Origin of the sequence: Roseateles sp. (assembly GCF_039595595.1) — a bacterium.
Lineage (GTDB): Bacteria > Pseudomonadota > Gammaproteobacteria > Burkholderiales > Burkholderiaceae_C > Roseateles.
Genome location: NZ_JBCNLG010000010.1, coordinates 78,508 through 103,434 on the forward strand (window position 1 = coordinate 78,508; position 24,927 = coordinate 103,434).

Below are 24,927 nucleotides of genomic sequence, written 5' to 3' on the forward strand. Positions count from 1 at the left end.
AGTTTTTGATAGTAGAATCCTTGTCTTTCCTGAAACGCAGAAGCGATTTGGCGTTTCGAAGAAACTGAAGGCTCAAGAATACTTCAAAGTAGCTTGATCCGAGTTTTTCGAGAAGCTGGCTTCTGACCTTGCCCAGGTGGCGGAATTGGTAGACGCACTAGTTTCAGGTACTAGCGGGTAACTCCGTGGAGGTTCGAGTCCTCTCCTGGGCACCAAATCTGAAAAGCCGGCCACGAGCCGGCTTTTCTCATTCTTCCGCCCAGGAAGTGATGCCCAGTGGGCATCACGGGAGGACTCGAATGGTTTGGACCGTTGGTCCAAACCGGGGTCGCGCGAAGCGTGACCGAGTCCTCTCCGCGGCGGCAGCGAGCGCGGCGCACTCCCGGCACCCCCAAACAAAAAGGGCTGACATCGTCAGCCCTTCGTTCATCAGATCGCGAATTTCTTCGCCAGCGCTTCCGGGCGCAGCGAATCATAGTCCTCGAACGGCTGGTGGATCCAGGGGCTGGTTTCCAGCATCTCGACGTAATAGTCCGGGGTGTATTCCGAGACACTCTTCGTCCAGATCACCGCCGAGCGCAGTTCTCTGATCGCCGGCATTCCGCGCAGCCGCTCCACCACGGCCTTCAGCGTCACGCCCGAATCCGCCAGGTCATCCACCAGCAGCACGCGGCCGGCCAGTTCGCCTTTGGGCATGGTGATGTACTTGGCGATATCCAGACGGCCCTGAATCGTGCCAGCCTCGGCGCGATACGAGCTGGTCGACATGATGCCCAGCGGCTTGTCGAACACCCGCGACAGCACATCCCCTGGACGCATGCCACCACGCGCCAGGCACAGGATCTGATCGAACTCCCAGCCGGAGGCATGCACCTTCAGCGCCAGGCGTTCAATCAACAGGTGGTATTCATCCCAGGACACGTACAGATGTTTGCCGTCGTCGGTCAGCATGGGGGAGGCTCCTCAGCGAAGAATGGGGTCAGGTCTGGATAAGACGAAAATCAACAGGGTCCGAGCGATCGCTCAGGCCTGGAACGGGTGCTGCAGCAGGATGGTGTGCTCACGGTCGGGACCGGTCGACACCATCGCGATCGGTGCGCCAATCACTTCCTCGACGCGCTTCAGGTAGGCGCGCGCGTTGGCCGGCAGTTGCTCCCATCGGGTGATGCCGAAGGTCGATTCGGTCCAGCCCGGGAAGACTTCGTAGATGGGCTTGCATGCGACGATCTCGTCGGCATCCAGCGGCAGGATGTCGATCTGCCGGCCGTCGAGCTCGTAGCCCACGCACATGTTGATCTCGGGCAGGCCGTCGAGCACGTCCAGCTTGGTCAGGCACAGGCCGGTGATGCCGTTGATGATGATCGAGCGCTTCAGCGCGGCCGCGTCGATCCAGCCGCAGCGGCGCGCGCGGCCGGTGACGGTGCCGCGCTCCTGACCGACCGTCGACAGGTGGTGTCCCACCGTGCCGGGCGTTTCCCAATCGAGTTCGGTCGGGAACGGGCCCGAGCCGACGCGGGTCGCATAGGCCTTCGTGATGCCCAGCATGTAATGCAGCATCTGCGGACCGACGCCAGCGCCCGCGGCCGCGTTGCCGGCGACGCAGTTGCTCGAGGTGACATACGGATAGGTGCCGTGGTCGATGTCCAGCAGCGTGCCCTGCGCGCCTTCGAACAGGATGTTGTCGCCCCGCAAATGCGCCTTGTGCAGCATGTAGCCGACGTCGGCCATCATCGGCCTGATCTGGCCGGCCAGTGCCATCGCGTGATCGAAGACCGGCTGGAACTCCAGTGCCTTCGAATTCAGATAGCCCGACAGCGCCACGTTGTGCAGCTCGATCAGTTCCTTCAGCTTCTTGGCGAAGCGCTCGGGATGCTTCAAGTCCTGAACGCGCAGCGCGCGGCGGGCGACCTTGTCCTCATAGGCGGGGCCGATGCCCTTGCCGGTCGTGCCGATCTTGCCGCTGCCGCTGCTTTCGCGCAGCGCCTCGCGGGCGCGGTCGACCTCGACGTGGAACGGCAGGATCAGCGGGCAGGACTCGCTGATGTACAGGCGCGAACGCACCTCGACGCCCGCCTTCTCCAGGCGCTCGATCTCCGACAGCAGGTGGGTCGGATCCAGCACCACGCCATTGCCGATGTAGCAGGCGACGCCATCGCGCATGATGCCCGAAGGGATCAGCTGCAGCGCCGTCTTCACGCCCTTGATGACCAGCGTGTGGCCGGCGTTGTGACCGCCCTGGAAGCGCACCACGCCCTGGGCGTGGTCCGTCAGCCAGTCGACCACCTTGCCCTTGCCCTCGTCACCCCACTGGGTGCCGACGACCACCACGTTGCGGCCGCGCGCGATCTCACTGCTTTGCATGACGTTCTTCCGATGAATTGAGGTTGAGGGGGTGGAGGGGCGGATCGCGTCGCTCAGAGCGATCGCAGCACCCATTGACCGCCGGCCTGAACCAGCTCGCGGTCGCATTCGAACTCGTCGTTCTCTTGTTCGTGGCCTGGCAGCACGCAGACCACGGTCTCGCCCTGCTCGCGCAGGCGGCGGACCGCCGCGCGCAGGTCGGGCGCCTCGCCCCAGGGGGCGCGCACCGCGGCCCGCAGCGAGGTGGCGGGGATCAGCCCCACCAGCGTCTTCAGATCCAGGCTGAAGCCGACCGCCGGACGCCGGCGGCCGAAGACCGCGCCGACCTCGTCGTAGCGGCCACCGCGCAGGACCGCATCGCTGCCGCCCTCCGCGTACAAGGCGAAACGGACACCGCTGTAATAGCCGAAGCCCGGCAGGTCCGCGAGGTCCACGCCGATGCGCACGTCGGGATACGCGGCGCGCAGGTGGTGGATCAGCCAGTCCAGATCGTCCAGCGCGGCCGTGACCAGCGCATTGGCGGGCAGCGCTCGGCGCGCGTCGGCCAGCACCTCGGTGCCGCCATACAGACGCAGCAGCGTCTGCAGCGCGGCAACCACGTCGTCCGGGAGTTCGTCGGAGAAAGCGGCCACGCCCGCCGCGTCCTTGGCGGCCATCGCGGCCACCAGCGTGCTCAGGCGGTCTTCGCTCAGCGAGTGATCGCCGAGAACGCCGCGCACCAGGCGCGCGTCGCCCAGGTCCAGCACGAGCCGTCTCAACCCGGCACGCTGCATCGCGTCGATCGCGAGCTCCTGCGCTTCGAGGTCGGCCTCCAGACCGGCATGGCCGTAGATCTCGACGCCGAACTGCAAGGGTTCGCGCGTCGCCGTCAGGCCTTCAGCCCGGGTATGCAGCACGGGGCCGCAGTAGCACAGGCGCGTCACGCCGGCGCGGTTCAGGAGGTGAGCGTCGATGCGGGCCACTTGCGGCGTGGTGTCCGCGCGCAGGCCCAGGCTGCGACCGGAGAGCTGGTCGACGAGCTTGAAGGTCTTGAGGTCCAGCGCCTGACCGGTGCCGGAAAGCAGCGAGTCGAGATGCTCCAGCATTGGGGGCATCACCAGCTCGCAACCGTAGGTCCGCGCCATGTCCAGCAATTCGCGCCGCAGTTCTTCGATGCGGCGAGCCTGGGAGGGCAGGACGTCAGCAATGTGCTCGGGCAGCAGCCAAGCAGAGGCCATGGACGTTCAGGGAGGGGTTAAAAACGGCATTGTACCGGGGTCGCGGCGAACCACGGCGGCCGAGCCCCCGACGCGCGGGTCCGGCGCGGATTCGTCAACGGTTCACCGAGGCTTCGCGACAGCCGCCGCGATGCCTCCCGCAGGGCCCCGCTCCTCGGAACCGCCGCTCAGAGCAGCAACAGCAGCAAGCCGCCGCACAGCACGCTGGCCAGCCCGAGGAAACGCAGTTGACCGTCGTTCATCGCCAACAGTTTGGCGAACAGCTGGCGCCATGCGCCGGGATTCAGGAAGGGCATCAGCCCTTCCATGATCAGCAGCAGCGCCAGCGCCGCCAGCCACTTGTCGCCGCTCATGATGAGCACGCCCTCCCCGGTTGCCACCTCACGGCGCAATGGCGCAACGACCGCGCGGCGCCCGGTCCGAAGACCGGTGCGCCGCAGCGGCGATCACTTCTTCGGCGCGGCGGCCGGGGCGCCTGGGCCCCCGTTGCGCATCGTGCTGAAGAACTGGCTCGATGGATCGAGCACCATCACATCGCTCTTGTTCTGGAACGAGCGTTGATACGCGTCCAGCGAACGGAAGAACTGCGCGAACTGCGGGTCGCGGCCAAACGCGTCGGCATACAGCGCCGAGGCCTTGGCGTCGCCCTCGCCCATGATCTTCTGCGCGTCGCGATACGCCTCGGCGGTGATGATCACCAGTTGCTTGTCGGCATCGGCCTTGATCTTCTCGCCCTCGGCGGCACCGGTGGAGCGCAGCTCGTTGGCCACGCGCGCCCGTTCCGACTTCATCCGGTTGTAGACCGACTCGGTGATGCTGGCCGAGAAGTCCACGCGCTTGACCCGCACGTCGACGATCTCGATGCCGAACTGCTTGGCCTCTTCCTCCAGGCGCTTGCGCACGTCGAGCATGACCTTCTCGCGTTCAGTCGCGAGCACCGCGCGCACGGTGCGCTTGGTCACTTCCTCGTTCAGCGCGGCCTGCACGATCGGGCTCAGGCGCGACTCCAGGTTGCGCATGCTGGGACCGCTGTTGCGGATGAACTGGCGCGAGTCGACGATGCGCCACTTCACCAGCCAGTCGATGACGATGCTCTTCTTCTCGGCGGTGAAGATCGCGCGCGGATCGGCGCTGTCCAGCGTCTGCACGCGGCGGTCCAGGAAGACCACGTTCTGCAGCGGGGGCGGAAGCTTGAACTTGAGGCCGGGCTCGGTGATCACTTCCTTGATCTCGCCCAGCGAGTAGACGACCGCGAACTGGCGCTGGTCGACGACGAACAGCGTCGAGCTGGCGATCATGAACAGGATCAGCAGGCCGACGACGACGGAGACGATGCGATTCATTGTTGTGGGCTCCTGTCGATCAGCGGCCGTCGCGATCGCGGCTGCGCATGCTGTCGCGCGAGCGTGGATCGGTGCTCAGCGGGCTGGCGCCGGCGGTGGCCGGATCGGTCGGGATGACGGGCGTCGGGGCCGTCGTGGTGACCGTGCCCTGGCCGGACTGGGACTGCTGCACGAGCTTGTCCAGCGGCAGGTACAGCAGGTTGGAGCCGCTGCGCGAGTCCACCATCACCTTGGTCACGCGCGAATAGACCTGCTGCATCGTGTCGATGTAGAGACGGTCGCGCGTCACGGCGGGCGCCTTCTGGTACTCGGCCAGCACGGACTTGAAGCGCTGGGCATCGCCCTCGGCGAACGAGACGACGCGGGCGCGGTAGGCCTCGGCGTCCTCGCGCAGGCGGGCCGCCTGGCCCTGCGCGCGCGGGATCACGTTGTTGGCGTAGGCCTCGCCCTCGTTCTTCAGGCGCTCGCGGTCGGCGGTCGCACGGACGGCGTCGTCGAACGCGGCCTGCACCTGCTCGGGCGGCTGCACGCTGCTGACGTTCACGTTGACGATCTGGATGCCGGTCTTCAGCCGGTCGAGCTGCGCCTGGATGGACTTGGCCAGGTCGGTGGCGATCGCGTCGCGCTGCTCGTACAGCACCGAGTCCATGTTGCTGCGGCCGACGATCTCGCGCACCGCCGACTCGGAGGCCTGCGTCACGGCGTCATCGGTGTTGACGTTCTCGAACAGGTAGTCGCGCGAGTCCTTCAGCCGGTATTGCACGGTGAAGCGGATGTCGATGATGTTCTCGTCCTGCGTCAGCATCGACGAGTCGCGCAGGCCCGAGGCCTGGCCCACCGAATTGCGGCCGACGTCGACGGTCTGCAGCTGCGTGAACGACACGACCTCGTGCGCCTGGAACGGATACGGGAGGCGGTACTGGATGCCAGCGTCCACGGTGCGGCTGTACTTGCCGAACGAGGTGATCACGCCCTGCTGGCCTTCCTGCACGATGAACACGCCACTGGCCAGCCAGCCCAGCGCGACGACGCCGATCACCAGACCGACGCCGATGCCAGCGCCCTTCATGTCGGGCTGCAGGTTGCCGCCGCCATTGCCCGACGGGCCGCCGCCCTCATTGCCGCCGCGGCCACCGAACAGGCGAGACAGCTTGCGGTTGAAGTCGCGCCAGAGTTCGTCCAGATCCGGCGGGCCTTCGTTGCGGCCATTGCTCATCCAGAGCCCCAGCCGGCGGCGCAGGCCACCGGTTCCACCCTGCGGGCCACGTCCGCCGGCTGCGGCGGACAGGCGATCGTCTTGATTCATACGCATCCTGATGAGGAAGTCTTGTTGCAAGTATCGGGCATTGATGAGCGATCTCAGCCTGTGCGTCCCTGCGGATGATCCTGCGGGTCTGGCGGATCTTGGGGCAGGTCTTGCGGGTTCAAGTCAGCATCGCCGCCGCCCTCCCGCGCCTGCGCCAGATCGGTGTCCAGGCCCGCGTACTCGGGCACCGGCTCGGCCTGCATCAGCGACGCGATCATCGCGCGCAGCTCGTCGAGCCCCTCGCCGTGCACCGCGCTGACGAAGAGGCGAGGCAGCCGCTGGCCGCCATGCTCGCCGCCGATGCGCGTGAGCCAGTCCTGCAGCTGGCGCGGGCGCTGGGTCTCCTCGAGCAGGTCGAGCTTGTTGTAGACGAGCACCTGCGGGATGTGCTGCGCGCCAATCTCGGCGAGCACCCGCTCGACCTCCTCCATCTGCTCGGTCAGCACCGGGCTGGCGGCGTCAACGACATGCAGCAGCAGGTCGGCGTCGGCCGCTTCCTGCAGCGTCGCCTTGAAGGCCTCGACCAGCTTGTGCGGCAGGTCGCGGATGAAGCCGACGGTGTCCGACAGCGACACGCTGGTGCCGGCCTCCTCGAGGTAGAGCGAGCGGGTCGTCGTGTCCAGCGTCGCGAACAGCTGGTTGGCCGCGTAGGCGCGCGCCTTGGTCAGCGCATTGAAGAGCGTGCTCTTGCCGGCGTTCGTGTAGCCGACCAGCGAGACGCGGAACACGCCGTTGCGGGCTCGTGCGCGGCGCTGGGTGGCGCGCTGCTTCTGGACCTTCTTCAGGCGTTCCTTGATCGACTTGATGCGGTCGTCGATCATCCGGCGGTCGAGCTCGATCTGGCGCTCGCCGGGGCCGCCGCGCATGCCGATGCCGCCGCTCTGACGCTCCAGGTGGCTCCAGCGCCGCACCAGGCGCGTGGCCAGGTACTGCAGCCGCGCGAGCTCCACCTGCAGCTTGCCCTCGAAGCTCTGCGCGCGGGCCGCGAAGATCTCCAGGATCAGCGCGGTGCGGTCGGCCACGGGCACGCCGAGGTGGCGTTCCAGGTTGCGTTGCTGGGCGGGGGAGATGGCCTGGTCGAACAGCACGGTGTGGGCGCCGTGCGCCTGCACCATCAGCTTGATCTCGTCGGCCTTGCCGGAACCGACGAACAGCGCCGCATCGGGCGCCTTGCGCTTGGCGACGATCCGGGCGACCGGGGTGTCACCGGCGGACTCCGCCAGCAGCGCGAGTTCGTCAAGGGTGGGGTCGAAGGCCTCGCCGCGGCCCAGATCGACCCCCACCAGAATGGCGCGCGCCGCCTCAAGGGGCGGCGTCGAATGGGTGGGGTCTTGCGTGGTCAATCAGCTTCAGCTGGCGTCGTTGCTCTCGCCGGCGTGGAAATTCACGGCGCGGCCGGGGACCACCGTGGAGATGGCGTGCTTGTAGACCATCTGCGTCACCGTATTGCGCAGCAGCACCACGTACTGGTCAAAGGACTCGATGTGGCCTTGCAGCTTGATGCCGTTCACGAGGTAGATGCTCACAGGAACATGCTCCTTGCGCAGCAGGTTCAGGAAGGGGTCTTGCAAGAGTTGTCCTTTGTTGCTCACGATATGCTCCGTGTTGTGGGAGTGGTGTTGGAAGCCCGGACCTTATCACAGCCCCGGGTTTCCCCGGACGGCCGGGACCTCAGGATTCGGCGAACGGATTCTTCGAGGACCGCAGCTCGATCTTGAGCGGCGTGCCCACCAGCTTGTAATGGTCGCGGATGCGGCCTTCCAGGTAGCGCTTGTAGACGTCGCTGACGCCGTCCAGCGCATTGCCGTGGATGACCACGATCGGAGGATTCATGCCGCCCTGGTGCGCGTAGCGCAGCTTCGGCCGCGAAATCCCCGCCCGCTGCGGCTGCTGATGCTGCACCGCTTCCTGGATGAGCCGGGTCAGCACCGGCGTCGTCATCTTGCGATAGGCCGACGAGTAGGCGTCCGCGAGCGCCTTCCACAGCGGGCCCAGGCCCTGCCGCTTCAGCGCGGAGATCTTCAGGATGGGGGCGAAGCGCAGGAATGCCAGGCGCGTCAGGATCTGGCGCTCGATGGTCTCGCGCTGATAGCTGTCGATCGCGTCCCACTTGTTGATCGCCACGACCACCGCGCGGCCGCTGTCCAGCACGTAGCCGGCGATGTGCGCGTCCTGGTCCGTGACGCCCTGTGTCGCGTCGATCAGCAGCAGCACGACGTTGGCATCGGCGATCGCCTGCAGCGTCTTGACCACCGAGAACTTCTCGATCGCCTCGAAGACCTTGCCCTTTCGGCGCAGGCCGGCGGTGTCGATCAGCTTGAACTTCTGGCCGTTGCGCTCGAAGTCGACGCTGATGGCGTCGCGGGTCGTGCCGGGCATGTCGAAGGCGACCAGCCGTTCCTCGCCCAGCCAGGTGTTGATCAGCGTGCTCTTGCCGACGTTGGGGCGGCCGGCCACGGCCAGGCGGATCGCCCGCTCGTCGTCCGGGCCGGCGCCCTCGGCGGGCTCATCGTCCTCGTCGTCCCCGGCGGGCGCGTCGAAGCTGTCCAGCACCGCCTCGAGCAGCGAGCGGATGCCCTGCCCGTGCGCGGCCGAGACCGGATGCGGCTCGCCCATGCCCAGCTCGTGGAACTCGGCCAGCAGCGGGCTGTCGCTCATGCCCTCGGCCTTGTTGACGGCGACGAAGACGCGCTTGTTGCACTGGCGCAGGTAGCGGCCGATGTCCATGTCCTGGCCGGCCAGGCCGGTGCGCACGTCCAGCACGAAGATCACCGCATCCGCCTCGGCCACGGCCTGGCGGGTCTGCTTGGCCATCTCCTTGACGATGCCGGTGGTGCTGTCCGGCTCGAAGCCGCCGGTGTCGATGACGATGAACTCGCGATCGCCCAGGCGGCCGTCGCCGTAGTGGCGGTCGCGCGTGAGGCCGGCGAAGTCCGCGACGATGGCGTCGCGGCTTTTCGTCAGCCGGTTGAACAGCGTGGACTTGCCCACGTTGGGGCGGCCCACCAGGGCGATCACAGGTTTCATATCAGTCTTGGCGCAGCGCGAACAGGCGTCCGCTGCGGGTGGCGACCAGCACCGTGCCGCCGAGCTGCACCGGCGCCGCGGCGATGCCGGAGCTGTCGGTCTGCAGGCGCTGCACGGTCAGGCCCTTGTCCTTGGACAGGAAGTGCACGTAGCCCTCGCTGTCGCCGACGATGACCGACTTGTCGGTCACCAGCGGCGCGCTGAGCTTGCGGTTCTGGAACTGGTCCGCGGTCCAGACGACGTCGCCCGAGCGGGTGCCCCAGGCGGTCAGGCGGTCCGAAGCGTCGGCGCCGACGACGATCGCCGCGTCGCCGCCCAGGCCGCGCAGGCCGGCGTTGTTGCGGGTCCAGACGGTATTGCCACGCTCGGCGTTGACGCAGGCGACGGCGGACTGGAAGGCGCGGGCGCAGAACACGTCGTTGTCGCGGGCCATTGGCGCGACCAGGTCGGCCAGGCGCTCGACCTCGTTGGTGCCGCGCGGATTGGAGACGGTCGCTTCCCACATCAGCAGGCCGCGCAGCGGATCGACGCCGGCCAGGCGCGAGCCCTGCCCCACCAGCAGCGTGTTCTGGTAGGCGGCGAGCACGCCGGCCTGCTGCAGCGTCAGCGGCTCGCCCGGACGGCGCAGTTCCCACAGGCGGCGGCCATCGGCGGCGTCGAAGGCCAGCACCGCGCGGTCCAGCGTCAGCACGAACACGCGCTCACCGGCCACGAAGGGCGCGGTGACCACCGGGGTCGTCAGCGACTTGCGCCACAGGATGCGGTCGCCCTCGGTGACGACCAGTTCGTTCTCGCGCGTCACGGCGGCGGCGAAACGGCCATCGCTGCCAACGCCGGCGCTCAGGCCCTTGCCAATGTCGGCGCGCCAGAGCGTCGTGCCGTCAGCGGCCGAGATCGCGCTGATGACGCCATCGGAGCCGCCGACCACGAAGCGGTCGTTGACGGCGGTGATGGTCAGCGGGAACTTGACGCTGTCCACGCGCGCTTCCCAGGCCACGCGGGCCTGCAGCGTCGGGGTCAAGTTCTCGAGCGGGGCCGGCTTGGGCGCATTGGAGCTGCTGAACAGCGAGCAGGCGCCCATCGTCAGCGCGACCGAGCCCAGCAGCACCGCGCGGGCGGCCGCGCGAATGCCGGGACGGCGGATCGGACGGGCGCTCATTGCGCGGCTCCCGAGGCCGGCTCGTCGGCGGCGACGGCCACGCCCAGGCTGGCCAGCTTCACTTCCAGCAGGCGGCGGTAGTCCAGTTGCTTGTCCATGCCGTCGAAGGCCTTCTTGAATTCGGCCTTGGCGACGTCGGGCTTGTTCTGCAGCAGCGCCAGGTCACCGCGGCGATCGGCCACCAGCGGCGCGAAATCGGCGCTCTTGACGCCGTCCAGCGTCTTGCCGGCCTCGTCGTACTGCTTGGCGTCCATCTGCAGCGCGGCCAGTCTCAGGCGCGCCAGGTCGCGATAGCCCTCGTCCTTCGCGTTGGCGACGGCCCAGGTCAGCGTCGCGCGGGCGTCGTCGGCCTTGTCCTTGTCCACTTGCGCCTTGGCCAGCAGCAGGGCGCCCTGGGCCGCATAGCCGGTGCCGGCGAAGTCCTGGCGCAGCGTGCCGAACATGCCGGCGCCCTTGCCGAGATCGCCGGCGCGCAGCGCCACGTCCATCTCGCTGAAGGCCTTGCCGGCCTTGGCGGCCTGCTGGCGCTGCCAGTAATTCCAGCCGGTCCAGCCGGCGTAGGCCACCAGCACCAGCGTCAGCAGCCAGGTGATCGCATTGCCCCAGCGTTTCCAGAACGCCTTGAGCTGCTCCAGCTGTTCCTGTTCTTCGAGATCGAGATGAGCCGCCATGTGCGAGAGAGGGTCCGTGGGTTGAAATCGAGGCCGCGATTATGCGGTGCGCAGACCAGCCGCCCATGTGGCGACCGTGTGAAGCGGATGGGCGACCTGCTCGCCGTCGCCGCGCAGCGGCTTGACCGCGACCTCGCCGCGGGCGAGCTCGTCGGCGCCGAACACCAGCGCGTAGCGGGCGCCCGAGGCGTCGGCCTTCTTGAACTGCGACTTGAACGAGCCGCCGCCGGCATGCATCTGCACCGCGACGCCTTCGGCGCGCAGCGCTTCCAGCACCGGCATGGCCTGGGCCAGCGCCGAGGCGTCGGGCAGGATCGCGTACGCGTCCGGCGCCGAGGACGGCACCGCCAGGCCCAGCTCGTCGATCAGCAGCAGCAGGCGCTCGACGCCCAGGCCGAAGCCCACCGCCGGCGTCGGCTTGCCGCCGAGCTGCTCGAACAGCCCGTCATAGCGGCCGCCGCCGCAGACCGTGCCCTGCGAGCCGAGCTGGTCGGTGACCCACTCGAACACGGTCAGGTTGTAGTAGTCCATGCCGCGCACCAGGCGCGTGTTGATGCGGTACTCCAGGCCGGCCGCGTCGAGGATCGCCCGCACCGCGTTGAAGTGCGCCAGGCTGGCCTCGCCCAGGAAGTCCATCAGCTTGGGCGCGGCCTCGACCACGTCCTGCATCGCCGGGTTCTTGGTGTCGAGGATGCGCAGCGGATTGCTGTGCAGGCGGCGCTTGCCGTCCTCGTCGAGCTTGTCGGCGTGGCCTTCCAGGTAGGCGATCAGCGCGGCGCGGTGCGCGGCGCGCTCCTCCGGCTGGCCCAGCGAGTTCAGCTCCAGCCGTACATGCTGACCGACCACCAGCCCCAGCTCCTGCCACAGACGGCGGACCATCAGGATGATCTCGGCGTCCACGTCCGGGCCGGCGAAGCCCAGCGCCTCGACGTCGAGCTGGTTGAACTGGCGGTAGCGGCCCTTCTGCGGGCGCTCGTGACGGAACATCGGACCCAGCGTCCACAGGCGCAGCGGGCCGTTGTACAGCGCGTTGTGCTCGACCATCGCGCGCACGATGCCGGCGGTGGCTTCGGGGCGCAGCGTCAGCTGGTCGCCGTTCATGCTGTCGGTGAAGGAGTACATCTCCTTCTCGACGATGTCGGTCACCTCGCCCAGGCCGCGCACGAACAGCGCGGTCGGCTCGACGATCGGGGTCAGCATGTACTGGTAGCCGTAGCGCTGCAGCACGCCGCGCAGCGTGGTCTCGAACCAGCTCCACAGCTGGCTGCTCGGCAGCTTGTCCTTGCGGTCGACGCTGGCCGGGAGGATGTCGTTCATCCCCTTCACGGCCTGGATGTTCTTGCTCATGCGGTGGTGGTGCTCGCGCCGAAGCGCTTTTCGATGTAGTTCTCGACCAGGGCGTGGAACTCGCTAGCGATGTTCTCGCCGCGCAGCGTCAGCGCCTTCTGGCCGTCGATGAAGACGGGGGCGGCCGGGGCCTCGCCGGTGCCGGGCAGGCTGATGCCGATGTCGGCATGCTTGCTCTCGCCCGGGCCGTTGACGATGCAGCCCATCACGGCGACCTTCATGTTCTCGACGCCGGGGTACTTCTCGCGCCAGACCGGCATCTGCGCCCGCAGGAAGTCGTCGATCTGCTTGGCCAGTTCCTGGAAGGTGGTGCTGGTGGTGCGGCCACAGCCGGGGCAGGCGGTGACGCTCGGGTTGAACGCGCGCAGGCCCAGCGACTGCAGGATCTCCAGCGCGACGACCACTTCCTGCGTGCGCGACTCGCCGGGCTGCGGCGTCAGCGAGACGCGGATCGTGTCGCCGATGCCTTCCTGCAGCAGCACCGACAGCGCCGCGGCCGAGGCCACCGTGCCCTTGGTCCCCATGCCGGCCTCGGTCAGCCCCAGGTGCAGCGCGTAGTCGCAGCGCCGGCTCAGCGCGCGGTAGACCGAGATCAGGTCCTGCACGCCGCTGACCTTGCAGCTGATGATGATGTTGTCGGGATTCATGCCCAGCTCGCGGGCATAGGACGCCGATGACAGCGCCGACTGGATCAGCGCCTGGTACATGACCTGCTTGCCGTCCCAAGGCTGCGCGCGCCTGGCGTTGTCGTCCATCATCTGGGCGAGCAGCTCCTGGTCCAGGCTGCCCCAGTTGACGCCGATGCGTACGACCTTGTCGTACTGGATCGCGGCCTCGATCATCTGCGCGAACTGGCGGTCCTTCTTGTCGCCCTTGCCCACGTTGCCGGGATTGATCCGGTACTTGGACAGCGCCTGCGCCATCGCCGGATGCTCGGTCAGCAGGCGGTGGCCGTTGTAGTGGAAGTCGCCCACCAGCGGCACGTCGATGCCCATGCGGTCGAGCTGCTCGCGGATGTGCGGGACGGCGTCGGCGGCCTCGGGCGTGTTGACGGTGATGCGGACCAGCTCGGAGCCCGCGACCGCGAGTTCCTTGATCTGGATCGCGGTCTCGATGACGTCGACGGTGTCGGTGTTGGTCATCGACTGGACGCGCACCGGCGCATCGCCGCCGATGGTGACCACGCGGCCGCCCCAGCGGACCTGCGCCTGCCGGGAGCGGCGCGCGGACGGCGCCGCGGCGGCGATCAGGTCCGAGAGGTCGGAAGCTTCGGCGGAATCGGGAATGACTGGCTGGTCCATCATGCGGCGCTCTTGCTGAACGGGTACTGCTGGAGGGGCGGCTCGGGGCTGCGGCGGGGGACGATGGTGGTGGCGGGCCGGCGGGGATCAGTTCAGCTCGAGCCGCGCGACGTTGTCGCGCGATCTCGCGGCCAGGTCCACGGTCTGGCCGCGGAACACCAGTTCCGTGCCCGACACGTTGCCTACCCGCAGCCTCAGCGGCGCAACGCCGTTGACATCGGCCTGATCGCCCGGACGGAGCAGCTTGGACAGGAGCACCTGGCCCTTGGCGTCGACCACTTCGACCCAGGTCTCGGCGCTGGCGCGGATCTTCAGCGGCGAGGTGCCGGGCGCCGCGGCGCCGGCCTGGGTCGGCTGGGCAGCCGGCGCGGAGGCCGAAACGGGCGGCGTGGTCTGCGTCGTGATCGGTGCCGGGGTGGCCGTCGATGGCGCGGCCGCGCCCGAGGTCTGCGGGGGCAGCGCCGGGACGCTGGCCGCGGCTTGCGTCGCGGGTGCGGTCTCGGAAGCGCTCACCACCGGTGCCTCGACATTCGCCGGAGGCGTGTCCGTCGCCGCGGGCGCGGTCACGACGGCGGCGCCCGGTCCGGGCGCAGTCGTGGCGGCCGGCTCCGGCGCGCGCAGCCGCTGCGTCACCTGCTCGATCCAGCTCGACGGAATGGCGTACACGGCGACCGCGGCCACCAGCAGCACGGCGACGCCCAGCACGGCCGGACGCTTCAGCAGTTCCGCCGAAAGCATCGGCTCGTGACCCACCGAGCGTTCGCGGAAGGGCTGGTTCAGGCCCGGCGTGACCCGGTCCAGCGAGGCCTCGGCGCCGCTGCTCGGCAGCATCGCCAGCACCGGCGCGGCCTCGATCTTCAGCACGCGGCACATCGAGCGCGCCAGCGCCCGCGCGAAGGTCGCATCGGGCAGGTCCTGGTAGCGGTCGGCCTCCAGCGCCTCCAGCTTGGATTGCGGCACCTTCAGCGTCGCGGCCAGCGCGGCGATGTGCAGGCCACGGGCTTCGCGCGCGCGCCGCAGCGCGGCGCCGGCCGAGCTGGGCCCGAAGGTGGATGGCGCAGCGGACGCGGCTGCGGGCGTCGCCTCGTCGGCGGCCGTCGGAGTCATGCGATGTCCCTCATTCATCGAATCGACCGTTGTTCAATGCTTGCGTCTCGGGCGCCTGCGGGTACTTGCGCCGCAGTTGCTGGCCGAGATCGTCCATGTTCGATGTGTTGCCCATACGGCGCTCGATGCGCAGTTCCAGCCACAGGCTGGCGGCGTTGGCCTGCTCCACGTTGCTGTTGACGCGGCGGGCGTAGAAACGCGCGCGCTCGTACTCGCCCTGGCGGTACAGCACCTCGCCCAGGTTCATCGCAATGGTCGGATTGCCGGGATCGGCCTCGAAGGCGCGTGACAGGTGCGTCAGCGCCGCCGCCAGCCGGCCTTCGCGCGCCTCGCAGGCGCCCCAGGCCAGCAGCGTGCGCGCGGGCGTGCGGTAGGTGGGGAGCGCGACGGCGGCCTCGAACTGCTGGTAGGCCTCGGCGTAGCGCTGGCGCTGGCACAGGAACCAGCCGTAGTTGTGCAGCGTGTCGCCTTGGGCGCGGTCGCGGGCCAGCAGTTGCTTGAAGCCGTCCTCGGCCAGGCCGTATTCGCCCATCGCGGCGTAGATCAGGCTGCGCAGGCTGATCGCCTCGGGCAGGTCGGGCTTGGCGGCCATCGCCAGCTTGACCTCGTCCAGCGCCGTCTCGTACTGGCCGCGCGCGAAGTAGCCGCTGGCGAGCTCGAGCCGCACCTGGGCCCGGCGGTCGTTGTCCGTCTGGTCGCTGGCCGTCTTGGGCTGCTGTTGCTGCGGCTGCGTCCCGCACCCGGCCAGCGCCGCGGCGATCAGCAACACGGCGGACAGGGTCCGGGCGGAACGACGCGGAAAGACGGAGCCGGGCGACTGAACGGTCATGGGCGTGGGCCTGTAGGAGTGGCTGGAGGGGCTGGAGTGACGGAAGTCGCGGGGGCCTGCGCATCGGCCGGGACGCCGGGCGCAGCCGCGCCGCGCTGGACCACCACGGGCGCGCGCACCATGCGCAGGTGGACCCGGGTGCGGTCCTGCACTTCGCCGGCCAATTGGCCGCACGCGGCGTCGATGTCGTCGCCGCGGGTCTTGCGCACGGTGGTGACGATGCCGGCCTGGATCAGCAGGTCGGCGAAGGCCTTGACGCGCTCATTCGAACTGCGCTTGAGGCCCGACGCCGGGAACGGATTGAAGGGGATCAGGTTCAGCTTGCAGGGGACCTTGCCCTTGAGCAGCGCGATCAGTTCGCGGGCCTGCTCCGGCGCGTCGTTCACCTCGTGCAGCATGCAGTACTCGAAGGTGATGAAGTCGCGAGGCGCCTTGTCCAGGTAGCGGTTGCAGCTGGCCAGCAGTTCCTCGATCGGGTACTTGCGGTTGAGCGGCACCAGTTGATCACGCAGCGGGTCGTTGGGGGCGTGCAGCGACACGGCCAGCGCGACCGGCGCGTCATCGCGCAGGCGGTCGATCATCGGGACCACGCCCGAGGTCGACACCGTCACCCGGCGGCGCGACAGGCCGTAGCCATGGTCGTCGAGCATCATCCGCAGCGCGGGGATCAGCGCGCCATAGTTCTGCAGCGGCTCACCCATGCCCATCATCACGACGTTGGAGATGATGCGTTCGTCCTTGCCCAGGCGCTGGCGCAGCGAGTGCTCGGCATGCCAGAGCTGGGCAATGATTTCCCAGGTCTCCAGGTTGCGGCTGAAGCCCTGGTGGCCGGTCGAGCAGAAGCGGCAGCCCACGGCGCAGCCGGCCTGGCTGGAGATGCACAGCGTGGCCCGGTCGTCCTCGGGGATGTAGACCGCCTCGACGGCGTTGCCCTGGCCGACGTCGAACAACCACTTGATGGTGCCGTCGGCAGAGACATGTTCGGAGATCACCGGCAGCGCGGTGATGTGGGCGCGCCCGGCCAGCTTGTCGCGCAGCGACTTGGCCAGGTCGGACATCGCGCCGAAGTCCGACGCGCCCTTCTGATGGATCCAGCGGAACAGCTGGGTGGCGCGGAAGCGCTTCTCGCCCAGCTGCTCGCAGTACGCGGCAAGGCCTTGCAGATCGAATCCGAGCAGGTTGACCGCGTCCATCATGCGTTCCTCTTTCTCAAGGGCCTCGTGGCCCGGAGGTCAGAGGCCTTGCCCAGTTCAGCGGGCGTTGATTTCCAGGCCGGAGAAGAAGAAGGCGACTTCCACGGCGGCGGTCTCGGGCGCATCCGAGCCGTGCACGGCGTTGGCGTCGATGCTGTCGGCGAAGTCGGCGCGGATGGTGCCCTTCTCGGCCTTCTTCGGATCGGTGGCGCCCATCAGGTCGCGGTTCTTCAGGATGGCGCCTTCGCCTTCCAGGACCTGGATCTGGACCGGGCCGGAGATCATGAAGTTCACCAGGTCATTGAAGAACGGACGGGCCTTGTGCACGGCGTAGAACGCTTCGGCTTCGGCGCGCGACAGCTGCTTCTGCTTGGACGCGATGATCTTCAGGCCGGCGCCTTCAAAGCGGGAGTAGATCTGGCCGATGACGTTCTTGGCCACGGCATCGGGCTTGATGATGGAGAGGGTGCGTTCGATGGCCATGTCTTTTCCTTGAAAATCTTGGGCTTGGCAAAGCCCGGCATTGTAATGCGTGAAGTCAAGCCCCCGAGTGACAACGCGTGATCAGCGCCTGTCGCCGGAAGGCAGAAAGCCGGGATTGACCCGGCCCCGGAGCGCCCTGCCCCGCCGCTGGCGGAAGCCGGGCACCGGAAGTCGATCAGCGGCGGCCGCGGCCACCGCCGCCACCGCCCCCTCCTCCGCCACCGCCGCCACCGCGGCGGCCACCGCCCCGGTTGTTGCGGTTGACGAAGGCGTCGGCGCCGATGTATCCGATCGAGGTCTTCATCGGATCCGGCTGGCGCTCGCCGCCCGGGCCGCGCTTGTTGCCGCCGCCCTGGTTGTGGTGGCCGGCATCGCTGCCGCCGCGGCCGAAGCCCTGCGGGATGCGCTTGCTGCCGGTGGCGAAGCGGCGGTCGAAGGTCTGCTCCAGCGGGTTGATGTGCTTCGGGATGAAGTCGTCATCGTCCTCGTCGCTGCGGCGGCGGTCGCGCTCGCGTTCCTGCTGCTGTTGCTGCGGACGCTGCGGCTGGGCGCGCTGCTGTTCCTGGCGCGACGGCTCGGGGCGGCTCGGGCGCGGACCACCGCTGTTGCCGCGGCGGCGCTTCTTGTCGCGCTCGTTGCGATCCTGATGGACGCGCTGCTCGCGCGGCTCGTTGCCGGCGAGTTGGCGGATGACGCGGACATCCGCGTCGCCGAGTTCGATGTACACGCCCCGGCGCAGGCCGCGCGGCAGCACGACGGTGCCGTAACGGATGCGGATCAGGCGGCTGACCGCCAGGCCGACGGTCTCGAACAGCTTGCGGACCTCGCGGTTGCGGCCCTCGGTGATGACGACGCGATACCAGCGGTTCACACCTTCGCCGCCACCGTCGTCGATGCTCTTGAAGCTGGCCTGCTGGCCGTCGACATCGACGCCGCTCAGCAGCTTGTCCTTCTGCTCCTTGCTCAGCGAGCCCAGCACGCGGACGGCGTACTCGCGCTCGACGCCGAAGCGCGGATGCATCAGCTGGTTGGCCAGTTCGCCGGAGTTGGTGAACAGCAGCAGGCCTTCGGTGTTCAGGTCCAGGCGGCCGACCGACTGCCACTTGCCCTGCGGCAGGCGCGGCAGGTTGCGGAAGACGGTGGGACGGCCCTCGGGGTCGTTGAAGGTGACGACCTCGCCGACCGGCTTGTGGTAGGCCAGGATGCGCGGCGCGATCGGCGCGATGCGGACCTTGATCGGTTTGCCGGCCACCGCGACACGGTCGCCGTAGGAGATGCGCTGGCCGACATGCGCGACCTCGCCGTTCACCGTGATCTGGCCCTTGGCGATCATGTCCTCGATGTCGCGGCGGGAACCGACGCCGGCCTGGGCCAGCACCTTCTGCAGCTTGGGCGCATCCGGTTCCGGAGCCAGGACGCGCTTGGCGGGCTGGCCGGCGCCGTCGGCCTCACCGTCGTCACCGGAGGAGGCTTGCGCCTCCTGCGCCGGAGCCGCGGCGGCATCACCGTCGACATCGACATCGAACGCACCCGACACCAGCGCGTCGAAACGCTCCTGGGCAGCGGCCTGGAGCTGCGCGTTGTCGGCCCGGGCCGGCGACGCGTCGGCGCCTTCGGCGGCCTCGCCTTGCGACTGACCTTCCTGGGCTTCACGCGGTTCACGGTCGCGGTCACGTCCGCGGCGGCGGCGATTGCGGCCACGGCCTTCGCGCTCGCCAGATTCCCCCTCGGCCGGTCCGGCTTCCTCGCCACCGGGCGACACCAGCTCGCTGACCGCCTCGGCGACCGGGGAGACCGGCGCGGGCGACACCTCGATCGTCGCAACCGGCAGAGGGAGCGGCATCTCGGCCTGCGCCGGATCGGCGCCGGTCTCGGAGGCCTTCTTCGCGGCGCGGCGCTTGGGCTTGGGCGCCTCCTCGGCGGCCGGCGCGTCGGCGGCGGCCACGGCGGGCACGTCAGCCACGGTATCCGGGGCACCGGCCGGAGCGTCGGCTGCGGCCGCCGCCTTGCGTGTGCGCTTGGGCTTCGGAGCGTCCTCGCCCGCGGGCGCCGCCTCCGTCTCGGCCACCGCCGGCGCAGCCGCCCTGCGGGTGCGCTTGGGCTTCGCGGGTGCGTCAGCGGGCGTGTCGGCCGGGGTGGCCGTCAGCGTCTCGGGCTTGGAATCGTCGATGTCGTTGGAATTCATGTGTCGGCTTGCACCTTGTCAGCGGTGGACACGGCCCCTTCCCGGGGCGTCATGTGGGCTCGGGGTTGACAGCCCCGGCCGGTGGTTCTTCACCCGGCTCGCGCGTGGCGGCCGGCTTGGCGTCGTCTTCAGTGGCGGCGTCCGAGGATTCGGGCGCCGCCGGTTCATTCATGCCGGCGCGCTCGCCGGTTGCCTCCGGCACGCCGGATGCCTGGGCGGCGCCGTCTTGCGCCGCCGGTCCGTCCTCCAGCGCCTGCGTCCCGGGGGGCGCCGTGGACTCGCCCTCCGGCGCGCCGATCGCAACCGGCAGCGCGCCATCCGGCTCCGCCTCGACGATCGCATCGCCGGGCGGCTCCTCCAGCAGCGAGGCCTGCAGCGCGCCGGCAATCGGCGTCGGGTCTCCGCCCTGGATCAGCGCCGGCAACTGCTCCAGCGAATGCAGGCCCAGATCGTCCAGGAACTGCTTCGTCGTCGCATACAGCGCCGGCCGGCCCGGCGCCTCGCGATGCCCGATGACCTCGATCCAGTTGCGGTCCTCGAGCTGCTTGATGATGGGCGTCGCCACCACCACGCCGCGGATGTCCTCGATGTCGCCGCGGGTCACCGGTTGACGGTAGGCGATGATCGCCAGCGTCTCCAGCACTGCCCGCGAATACTTTGGCGGCTTCTCCGGATTCAGCCGGTCCAGGTGCTCGCGCATCTCCGGCCGGCTCTGGAAACGCCAGCCCGATGACAGCGCCACCAGTTCGACGCCGCGCCCTTCCCACTCGCGCAGCAGCGCATCGAGCAGCGTCCGCACGCTGTCCGCGTTGAGCTCGTCCGCGAACAGCGCGCGCATCTCGCGCAGCGTCAGCGGCGCCTGCGCGCACAGCAAGGCGGTTTCCAGGACCCGCTTGGCCTCCTGCGTGTCCATGGGCTCAGCTCGTGACGCCGGCCTCGGGGCCGGTCAAATCGGTGTGTTTCGCCATCTTGGGCGCCAGCGGCGGCAACGGGCCGCGCTGGACGGGTTCGATCTGCTTGCTTGGGAGCTCTTCGCTCCAACGGCCGCCGCTCAGTGGACGGACCCGGCCGGTGGGACGGACGCCGCATCGGTGCGCGGCCTGCGCGGCGGACGGGGTCGACTGCCGGCCCGCCACCGTCCTGCGCAGGATCTCGCGCAGGAACAGGGGCGCATTGTAGCCACAGCGCGCGGACTCCTCTCAGAACACGGGATCGGGCAAACCCGCGAGGCGCCAGCCGGCTGCCAGTTCGTCGGGCAAAGGCGCCTCGAAACGCAGCGCCTGGCCGGTGATCGGATGCTCGAAACCCAGGCGCGCCGCGTGCAGCGCCTGGCGCGGCACGCCAAGCGCCTGCGCCCCGCCGTACAGCGCGTCGGACACCAGCGGATGCCCCTTGTGCGCGGCATGCACGCGGATCTGGTGAGTCCGTCCCGAATGCAGCACGCAGTGCAGCGCCGACACCGTGCGATCGAGCCCGCGGGCGTCGCGCCACACGCCATCGGCCAGCTTGAAGAAGTCGGTGCGTGCCGGCTTGCCGCCGCCGACCACCGCCATCCGCATGCGCGACTGCGGATCGCGTCCGATCGGCGCCTCGACGACCCATTCGTCCGGCGTGCGGCCGTGCACCAGCGCGAGGTACTCGCGATGTACCTCGCGCGCCGCGATCATCCGCACCAGCGCGGTCACCGCCGGCAGCGTCTTGCCCACGACCATGAGTCCGGAGGTGTCCTTGTCCAGCCTGTGAACGATGCCGGCGCGCGGCAGCGCCGCCGCCTTCGCGTGGTGCGCCAGCAGTCCGTTCATCAGCGTGCCGGACCAGTTCCCGGCCGCAGGATGCACCACCAGCCCGGCCGGCTTGTCGATCACCAGCAGGTGATCGTCCTCGAACACGATGCGCAGGTTCAGCGGCTCGGCGCGGAAGGCGAGCGCCTCCTCGGTGGGCACGAGGTCGATCTCGAGCCGCTGACCCAGCCGGGGCTTGCGCGAGGCCTGCGTGACCACCTGCCCGTCGAGCGTGACGCAACCGCGCTCGATCAGGCCCTGCAGATGGCTGCGCGAGAACTCCGGCGCCAGTTGCACCAGCCACTTGTCCAGGCGCAACGCGAGCTCATCCGGACCGGCCTCGGCGCGGCGGCGCTCGGGGGCGTCCACGCCGGGATCCGGGGCGTCCTCGGGACCGTCGGAAGGCGACTCGCGGGGGCCTTCAGCGCCGGTGGAACCACCCGCTGATCCGCCCGGCGATCCACCCGGCGATCCACCCGGCGATCCACCCGGGTAAAGGCTGTCTTCCGCCGCCGGGCCGTGTCCGACCTGAACCATATAATCGCCGCTCCAATTTCAGATGAGGGCCGCCGCTGCGCGGGCCCTGTGGACCATGATCGAGACTTGGGTGTTGCGCCGCCGGACCGCGGAATCTGTCGAAGCGTCCGGTTCCTGGCGCGCCGCGTGGCGCTGCGTGGCGATGACCGCCGCGGCGGCTGCCGTGCTGGGGCTGGCGGCCTGTTCCTCGGCCCCCAAGGAGGACCCGAACTCCCAGGCCAACCTGGAGAAATTGTACGCAGAGGCCAAGGAGGACATGCTCTCCGGCTCGTACGACCGCGCGATCAAGACGCTGGAGCGCATCGAGGGCCGCGCCGCCGGCACGACGCTGGGCCAGCAGGCGCAACTGGACCTGGCCTGGGCCAACTACAAGAGCGGCGAGCGCGTGCAGGCCGTGACGGTGCTGGACCGCTTCATCAAGCTCAACCCGTCCAGCCCGGCGCTGGACTACGCGCTGTACATGAAGGGCCTGGTCAACTTCAACGACGACCTGGGCCTGTTCGGCCGCATCGCCCGCCAGGACATCAGCGAGCGTGACCAGCAGGCGTCGCGCGATTCGATGCAGGCCTTCAAGCAACTGGTCGAGCAGTTCCCCGAGTCGAAGTACTCCGAGGACGCCCGCATCCGCATCGACTACATCACCAACAGCCTCGCGGCCTACGAGGTGCATGTGGCGCGCTACTACTACAACCGCGGCGCCTACCTGGCGGCGGCGAACCGCGGCCAGGCCGCGCTGCTGGAGTTCCAGTACGCGCCGGCGCTGGAGGAGGCGCTGTTCCTGATGATGCAGAGCTACGACAAGCTCGGCATGGAGCAACTGCGCGACGACACCCGCCGCGTGCTGGTGGCGAGCTTCCCGGACAGCTCCTATCTGACGACGGGCAAGGCCCGTGAGAAAGACAAGCCGTGGTGGAAGATCTGGTGATCCTCCCCACGGGCCTCTTTGAGTGAGGGCCAAATGAACGAAGCCCGCTTTCGAGCGGGCTTTCTCTTTGGCGCGCCGGAGCTCGGGGCCCTCAGGTCTCGTGAGAGGCCCTCAGCTCGGCGAGCCACGCCTGCGCGGACGCCTCGTCGGGCACCTGCGTCATCGGCGGCAGCGCCTCGCGCAGGCGCTTGCCGTAGTGCGAGCCCGCCAGCCGCGGATCGCAGACGACCAGCAGCCCGCGGTCGCTCTCGGTGCGGATCAAGCGGCCGGCCCCCTGCTTCAGCGCGATCGCGGCCTCGGCGACGAAGTACTCCATGAACGGGTTGCGCCCCTCGGACTCGAGCCGCGCGACCCGCGCCTCGACCAGCGGATCGTTCGGCGGCGGGAAGGGCAGCTTGTCGATCAGCACGCATTGAAGCGCATCGCCGGGAACGTCGATGCCTTCCCAGAAGCTCGCGGAACCCACCAGCACCGAGGCCGGCTGGTCGATGAACTGCTGCAGCAACTGCCGCTTGGGCATCGTGCCCTGCACCAGCACCTCGATGCGGTGGCCGCCTTCCTCGAAACGCTGCCGCAGCACCTCCGCGACGGTCTGCAGCTGGCGCAGCGTCGTCGTGAGAATGAAAGTCCGGCCGCCGAGCCTGGCCGCCAGCCGCGCGCCGAGCCAGCCCACCGATTCACCGTGGTCCGGCTCGGAGGGCTTGGGGAAGTGCCGAGGCACATAGAGCCGCGCGTGCGCCGCGTAATCGAAGGGGCTGCCGACGCGCAGCGTCCGCGCCTCGCCCAGGCCGGCCGGCTCGGTGAACCAGCTGAGTTGATCGTCCTCGCCCAAGGTCGCCGAAGTGAAGATCCACGCCTTGGGCGTGCTGGCCAGCGCTTCCTGCATCGCCTCGCGGATGTCGAGTGGCGACTCGATCAGCCGCACCTGGTGCGTGCCGACATCGACCCAGCGCACCGCGCCCGGATCGGGCTCGCGGGCGAACAGCTGCGCCACCTTGTAGAGCTCCACCGCGCGCTCGTGCAGCCGCGCGAGATCGGGCCCGACCTCCATCACCGTCGCGAGCGCATCCACGCTCAATTCGATCGACTGCGCGAGCTGGCCCAGCGCCGCGTCGAACTCGGCCCGGCCGGCGCATTCGTTCCAGCGCAGCTTGAGCACGCCGCGCAGATCGCGCCCCCCGGCGCAGGCCAGGCGCAAGGCGCGCGCGCCGCGCTCGACGCCGGCCGCGATCTCCTGCCACTCCTGCAGGCCGCGCGCCTGCGCCAGTCCCTGCGCGAGCATGTCGCGCGCGAAATCGAACAGCTGCGCGCTGCCCAGCAGGCGGCCGAGGAAGTTGAGCCCGGCCTCGGGCAGCTGATGGGCTTCGTCGAAGATCGCGACCTCGACGCTGGGCAGCAGCTCCGCGACGCCGCTGTCGCGCAGCACCAGGTCGGCGAAGAACAGGTGATGGTTCACGACCACCAGGTCCGCTTCCATCGCCTCGCGCCGCGCCTTCACCACGTGGCACTCGCGGTACGACGGGCAGTCGGTGCCCAGGCAGTTGTCGCGCGTCGAGCTGACGATCGGAATCACCGGCGAGCGCTCGTCGAGTCCGTCGATCTCCGAGAAATCCCCGGTGTGCGTGGTCATGGCCCAGCGCTCGATGCGGGCCAGCTGCGCGACGGCGCGGCGGTCCGGCAGCTCGGCGCTGTGGCGCGCCTGCTCCAGACGGTGCAAGCAGAGGTAACTCCCTCGCCCTTTCAGCAACGCCGCGCGCAGCGGCAGCGCGAAGGTCTCGAGCAGGCGCGGCAGGTCGCGCATGAAGAGCTGGTCCTGCAGGCTCTTCGTGGCGGTGCTGATCAGCGTGCGGCCGCCGCTGAGCAGCGCCGGGACCAGGTAGGCGAAGGTCTTGCCGACGCCGGTGCCGGCCTCGACGACCAGCGTGCCGCGGCTGGCGATCGCCTGCGCGACGGCGCTCGCCATGCGGCGTTGCGGCTCGCGCGGCGCGTAGCCCGGGCCGTGCCGCGCCAGCGGGCCGCCGGTGTCGAACGCGGCCACCACGGACTGCTCGAGCTCGCCCGGCCGCATCGCCTCGACCGCCGCGCGCGTGCGCGACGCCGCCAGCGCCGGCGACGCCTCGGCCTCGCCCCAGGGGGCATCGGCCATCAGGTCGTC

The 24,927-nt window shown here is 69.2% G+C and carries 22 protein-coding genes and 1 tRNA gene; 2 read left to right on the top strand and 21 right to left on the bottom strand.

Features of this window, described 5'->3' with window-relative positions:
• The first annotated feature begins 130 nt into the window (after positions 1–130).
• A tRNA-Leu gene (locus tag ABDW61_RS14200) sits at positions 131–215 on the top strand.
• Between the two features lie 214 nt (positions 216–429).
• Here ABDW61_RS14200 and ABDW61_RS14205 read toward each other — a convergent pair.
• From ABDW61_RS14205 to ABDW61_RS14300, 20 genes are all read right to left on the bottom strand, one after another.
• The gene (locus tag ABDW61_RS14205) at positions 430–951 is read right to left on the bottom strand and encodes a phosphoribosyltransferase (RefSeq protein WP_343639510.1); all 522 of its coding nucleotides are present in this window, start codon (positions 949–951) and stop codon (positions 430–432) included.
• Between the two features lie 72 nt (positions 952–1,023).
• Positions 1,024–2,361, bottom strand: coding sequence for an adenylosuccinate synthase (locus tag ABDW61_RS14210; RefSeq protein ID WP_343639511.1), 1,338 nt, complete (start codon positions 2,359–2,361; stop codon positions 1,024–1,026).
• A gap of 53 nt (positions 2,362–2,414) precedes the next feature.
• A complete protein-coding gene (locus tag ABDW61_RS14215; protein WP_343639512.1) occupies positions 2,415–3,578 on the bottom strand; it encodes an ATP phosphoribosyltransferase regulatory subunit in 1,164 nt (387 codons plus the stop codon).
• 167 nt (positions 3,579–3,745) lie between these two features.
• On the bottom strand, positions 3,746–3,931 hold the full coding sequence (locus ABDW61_RS14220) for a DUF2065 domain-containing protein (protein ID WP_343639514.1): 186 nt from the start codon (positions 3,929–3,931) through the stop codon (positions 3,746–3,748).
• Positions 3,932–4,024: 93 nt separating this feature from the next.
• Entirely contained in the window at positions 4,025–4,921 is an 897-nt protein-coding gene (hflC, locus tag ABDW61_RS14225) for a protease modulator HflC (protein WP_343639516.1), read from the bottom strand.
• Between the two features lie 19 nt (positions 4,922–4,940).
• The gene (gene hflK / locus ABDW61_RS14230; protein WP_343639635.1) at positions 4,941–6,137 is read right to left on the bottom strand and encodes an FtsH protease activity modulator HflK; all 1,197 of its coding nucleotides are present in this window, start codon (positions 6,135–6,137) and stop codon (positions 4,941–4,943) included.
• 143 nt (positions 6,138–6,280) lie between these two features.
• Complete coding sequence (hflX, locus tag ABDW61_RS14235) at positions 6,281–7,570, bottom strand: GTPase HflX (protein WP_343639517.1); 1,290 nt, start codon at positions 7,568–7,570, stop codon at positions 6,281–6,283.
• Positions 7,571–7,576: 6 nt separating this feature from the next.
• Positions 7,577–7,819 carry an RNA chaperone Hfq gene (gene hfq / locus ABDW61_RS14240; protein ID WP_091722923.1) on the bottom strand — a complete coding sequence of 81 codons (243 nt, stop codon included), beginning with the start codon at positions 7,817–7,819 and terminating at the stop codon, positions 7,577–7,579.
• A gap of 79 nt (positions 7,820–7,898) precedes the next feature.
• Positions 7,899–9,254, bottom strand: a complete 1,356-nt coding sequence (gene der, locus ABDW61_RS14245) for a ribosome biogenesis GTPase Der (protein WP_343639519.1) — start codon at positions 9,252–9,254, stop codon at positions 7,899–7,901.
• A gap of 1 nt (position 9,255) precedes the next feature.
• On the bottom strand, positions 9,256–10,413 hold the full coding sequence (gene bamB, locus ABDW61_RS14250) for an outer membrane protein assembly factor BamB (protein WP_343639520.1): 1,158 nt from the start codon (positions 10,411–10,413) through the stop codon (positions 9,256–9,258).
• Positions 10,410–11,084 (bottom strand): tetratricopeptide repeat protein, encoded by a 675-nt coding sequence (locus ABDW61_RS14255; RefSeq protein ID WP_343639522.1) that lies wholly within the window; start codon positions 11,082–11,084, stop codon positions 10,410–10,412. Before ABDW61_RS14255 ends, bamB begins: the two co-directional genes overlap by 4 nt.
• 39 nt (positions 11,085–11,123) lie before the next feature.
• The gene (gene hisS, locus ABDW61_RS14260) at positions 11,124–12,431 is read right to left on the bottom strand and encodes a histidine--tRNA ligase (RefSeq protein WP_343639523.1); all 1,308 of its coding nucleotides are present in this window, start codon (positions 12,429–12,431) and stop codon (positions 11,124–11,126) included.
• Positions 12,428–13,732: a flavodoxin-dependent (E)-4-hydroxy-3-methylbut-2-enyl-diphosphate synthase gene (gene ispG / locus ABDW61_RS14265; protein ID WP_343639637.1), complete on the bottom strand. Its 1,305-nt coding sequence runs from the start codon at positions 13,730–13,732 to the stop codon at positions 12,428–12,430. Before ispG ends, hisS begins: the two co-directional genes overlap by 4 nt.
• Positions 13,733–13,819: 87 nt before the next feature.
• Entirely contained in the window at positions 13,820–14,839 is a 1,020-nt protein-coding gene (locus ABDW61_RS14270; RefSeq protein WP_343639524.1) for a RodZ domain-containing protein, read from the bottom strand.
• A gap of 10 nt (positions 14,840–14,849) precedes the next feature.
• Positions 14,850–15,608: a type IV pilus biogenesis/stability protein PilW gene (pilW, locus tag ABDW61_RS14275; protein WP_343639525.1), complete on the bottom strand. Its 759-nt coding sequence runs from the start codon at positions 15,606–15,608 to the stop codon at positions 14,850–14,852.
• A 56-nt stretch (positions 15,609–15,664) separates the two neighbouring features.
• Positions 15,665–16,864, bottom strand: coding sequence for a 23S rRNA (adenine(2503)-C(2))-methyltransferase RlmN (gene rlmN, locus ABDW61_RS14280; protein ID WP_343639527.1), 1,200 nt, complete (start codon positions 16,862–16,864; stop codon positions 15,665–15,667).
• Between the two features lie 54 nt (positions 16,865–16,918).
• A complete protein-coding gene (gene ndk, locus ABDW61_RS14285) occupies positions 16,919–17,344 on the bottom strand; it encodes a nucleoside-diphosphate kinase (RefSeq protein WP_091722894.1) in 426 nt (141 codons plus the stop codon).
• A gap of 175 nt (positions 17,345–17,519) precedes the next feature.
• On the bottom strand, positions 17,520–19,529 hold the full coding sequence (locus ABDW61_RS14290; protein WP_343639529.1) for a pseudouridine synthase: 2,010 nt from the start codon (positions 19,527–19,529) through the stop codon (positions 17,520–17,522).
• 49 nt (positions 19,530–19,578) lie between these two features.
• A complete protein-coding gene (gene scpB, locus ABDW61_RS14295; protein WP_343639531.1) occupies positions 19,579–20,442 on the bottom strand; it encodes an SMC-Scp complex subunit ScpB in 864 nt (287 codons plus the stop codon).
• A gap of 286 nt (positions 20,443–20,728) precedes the next feature.
• On the bottom strand, positions 20,729–21,679 hold the full coding sequence (locus ABDW61_RS14300) for an RluA family pseudouridine synthase (RefSeq protein ID WP_343639533.1): 951 nt from the start codon (positions 21,677–21,679) through the stop codon (positions 20,729–20,731).
• Positions 21,680–21,989: 310 nt separating this feature from the next.
• Between ABDW61_RS14300 and ABDW61_RS14305 the strand changes: the two genes are divergently transcribed.
• Entirely contained in the window at positions 21,990–22,772 is a 783-nt protein-coding gene (locus ABDW61_RS14305) for an outer membrane protein assembly factor BamD (protein WP_343639639.1), read from the top strand.
• A gap of 91 nt (positions 22,773–22,863) precedes the next feature.
• Here the strand turns inward: ABDW61_RS14305 and ABDW61_RS14310 are convergent, their stop codons facing one another.
• Positions 22,864–24,840, bottom strand: coding sequence for an ATP-dependent DNA helicase (locus ABDW61_RS14310; RefSeq protein ID WP_343639640.1), 1,977 nt, complete (start codon positions 24,838–24,840; stop codon positions 22,864–22,866).
• Positions 24,841–24,927 lie beyond the last annotated feature (87 nt).

Excerpts from the sequence above, each read along its gene's own strand:
- hflK (WP_343639635.1), bottom strand. The coding sequence starts at position 6,137 with ATGAGCAATGGCCGCAACGAAGGCCCGCCGGATCTGGACGAACTCTGG.
- ABDW61_RS14215 (WP_343639512.1), bottom strand. The coding sequence starts at position 3,578 with ATGGCCTCTGCTTGGCTGCTGCCCGAGCACATTGCTGACGTCCTGCCC.
- der (WP_343639519.1), bottom strand. The coding sequence starts at position 9,254 with ATGAAACCTGTGATCGCCCTGGTGGGCCGCCCCAACGTGGGCAAGTCC.
- ABDW61_RS14210 (WP_343639511.1), bottom strand. The coding sequence starts at position 2,361 with ATGCAAAGCAGTGAGATCGCGCGCGGCCGCAACGTGGTGGTCGTCGGC.
- ndk (WP_091722894.1), bottom strand. The coding sequence starts at position 17,344 with ATGGCCATCGAACGCACCCTCTCCATCATCAAGCCCGATGCCGTGGCC.
- scpB (WP_343639531.1), bottom strand. The coding sequence starts at position 20,442 with ATGGACACGCAGGAGGCCAAGCGGGTCCTGGAAACCGCCTTGCTGTGC.
- ABDW61_RS14305 (WP_343639639.1), top strand. The coding sequence starts at position 21,990 with ATGACCGCCGCGGCGGCTGCCGTGCTGGGGCTGGCGGCCTGTTCCTCG.
- ABDW61_RS14270 (WP_343639524.1), bottom strand. The coding sequence starts at position 14,839 with ATGACTCCGACGGCCGCCGACGAGGCGACGCCCGCAGCCGCGTCCGCT.
- ABDW61_RS14220 (WP_343639514.1), bottom strand. The coding sequence starts at position 3,931 with ATGAGCGGCGACAAGTGGCTGGCGGCGCTGGCGCTGCTGCTGATCATG.
- bamB (WP_343639520.1), bottom strand. The coding sequence starts at position 10,413 with ATGAGCGCCCGTCCGATCCGCCGTCCCGGCATTCGCGCGGCCGCCCGC.
- rlmN (WP_343639527.1), bottom strand. The coding sequence starts at position 16,864 with ATGATGGACGCGGTCAACCTGCTCGGATTCGATCTGCAAGGCCTTGCC.
- hisS (WP_343639523.1), bottom strand. The coding sequence starts at position 12,431 with ATGAGCAAGAACATCCAGGCCGTGAAGGGGATGAACGACATCCTCCCG.
- ABDW61_RS14255 (WP_343639522.1), bottom strand. The coding sequence starts at position 11,084 with ATGGCGGCTCATCTCGATCTCGAAGAACAGGAACAGCTGGAGCAGCTC.
- ABDW61_RS14290 (WP_343639529.1), bottom strand. The coding sequence starts at position 19,529 with ATGAATTCCAACGACATCGACGATTCCAAGCCCGAGACGCTGACGGCC.
- ispG (WP_343639637.1), bottom strand. The coding sequence starts at position 13,732 with ATGGACCAGCCAGTCATTCCCGATTCCGCCGAAGCTTCCGACCTCTCG.
- ABDW61_RS14310 (WP_343639640.1), bottom strand. The coding sequence starts at position 24,840 with ATGCGGCCGGGCGAGCTCGAGCAGTCCGTGGTGGCCGCGTTCGACACC.
- ABDW61_RS14205 (WP_343639510.1), bottom strand. The coding sequence starts at position 951 with ATGCTGACCGACGACGGCAAACATCTGTACGTGTCCTGGGATGAATAC.
- hflC (WP_343639516.1), bottom strand. The coding sequence starts at position 4,921 with ATGAATCGCATCGTCTCCGTCGTCGTCGGCCTGCTGATCCTGTTCATG.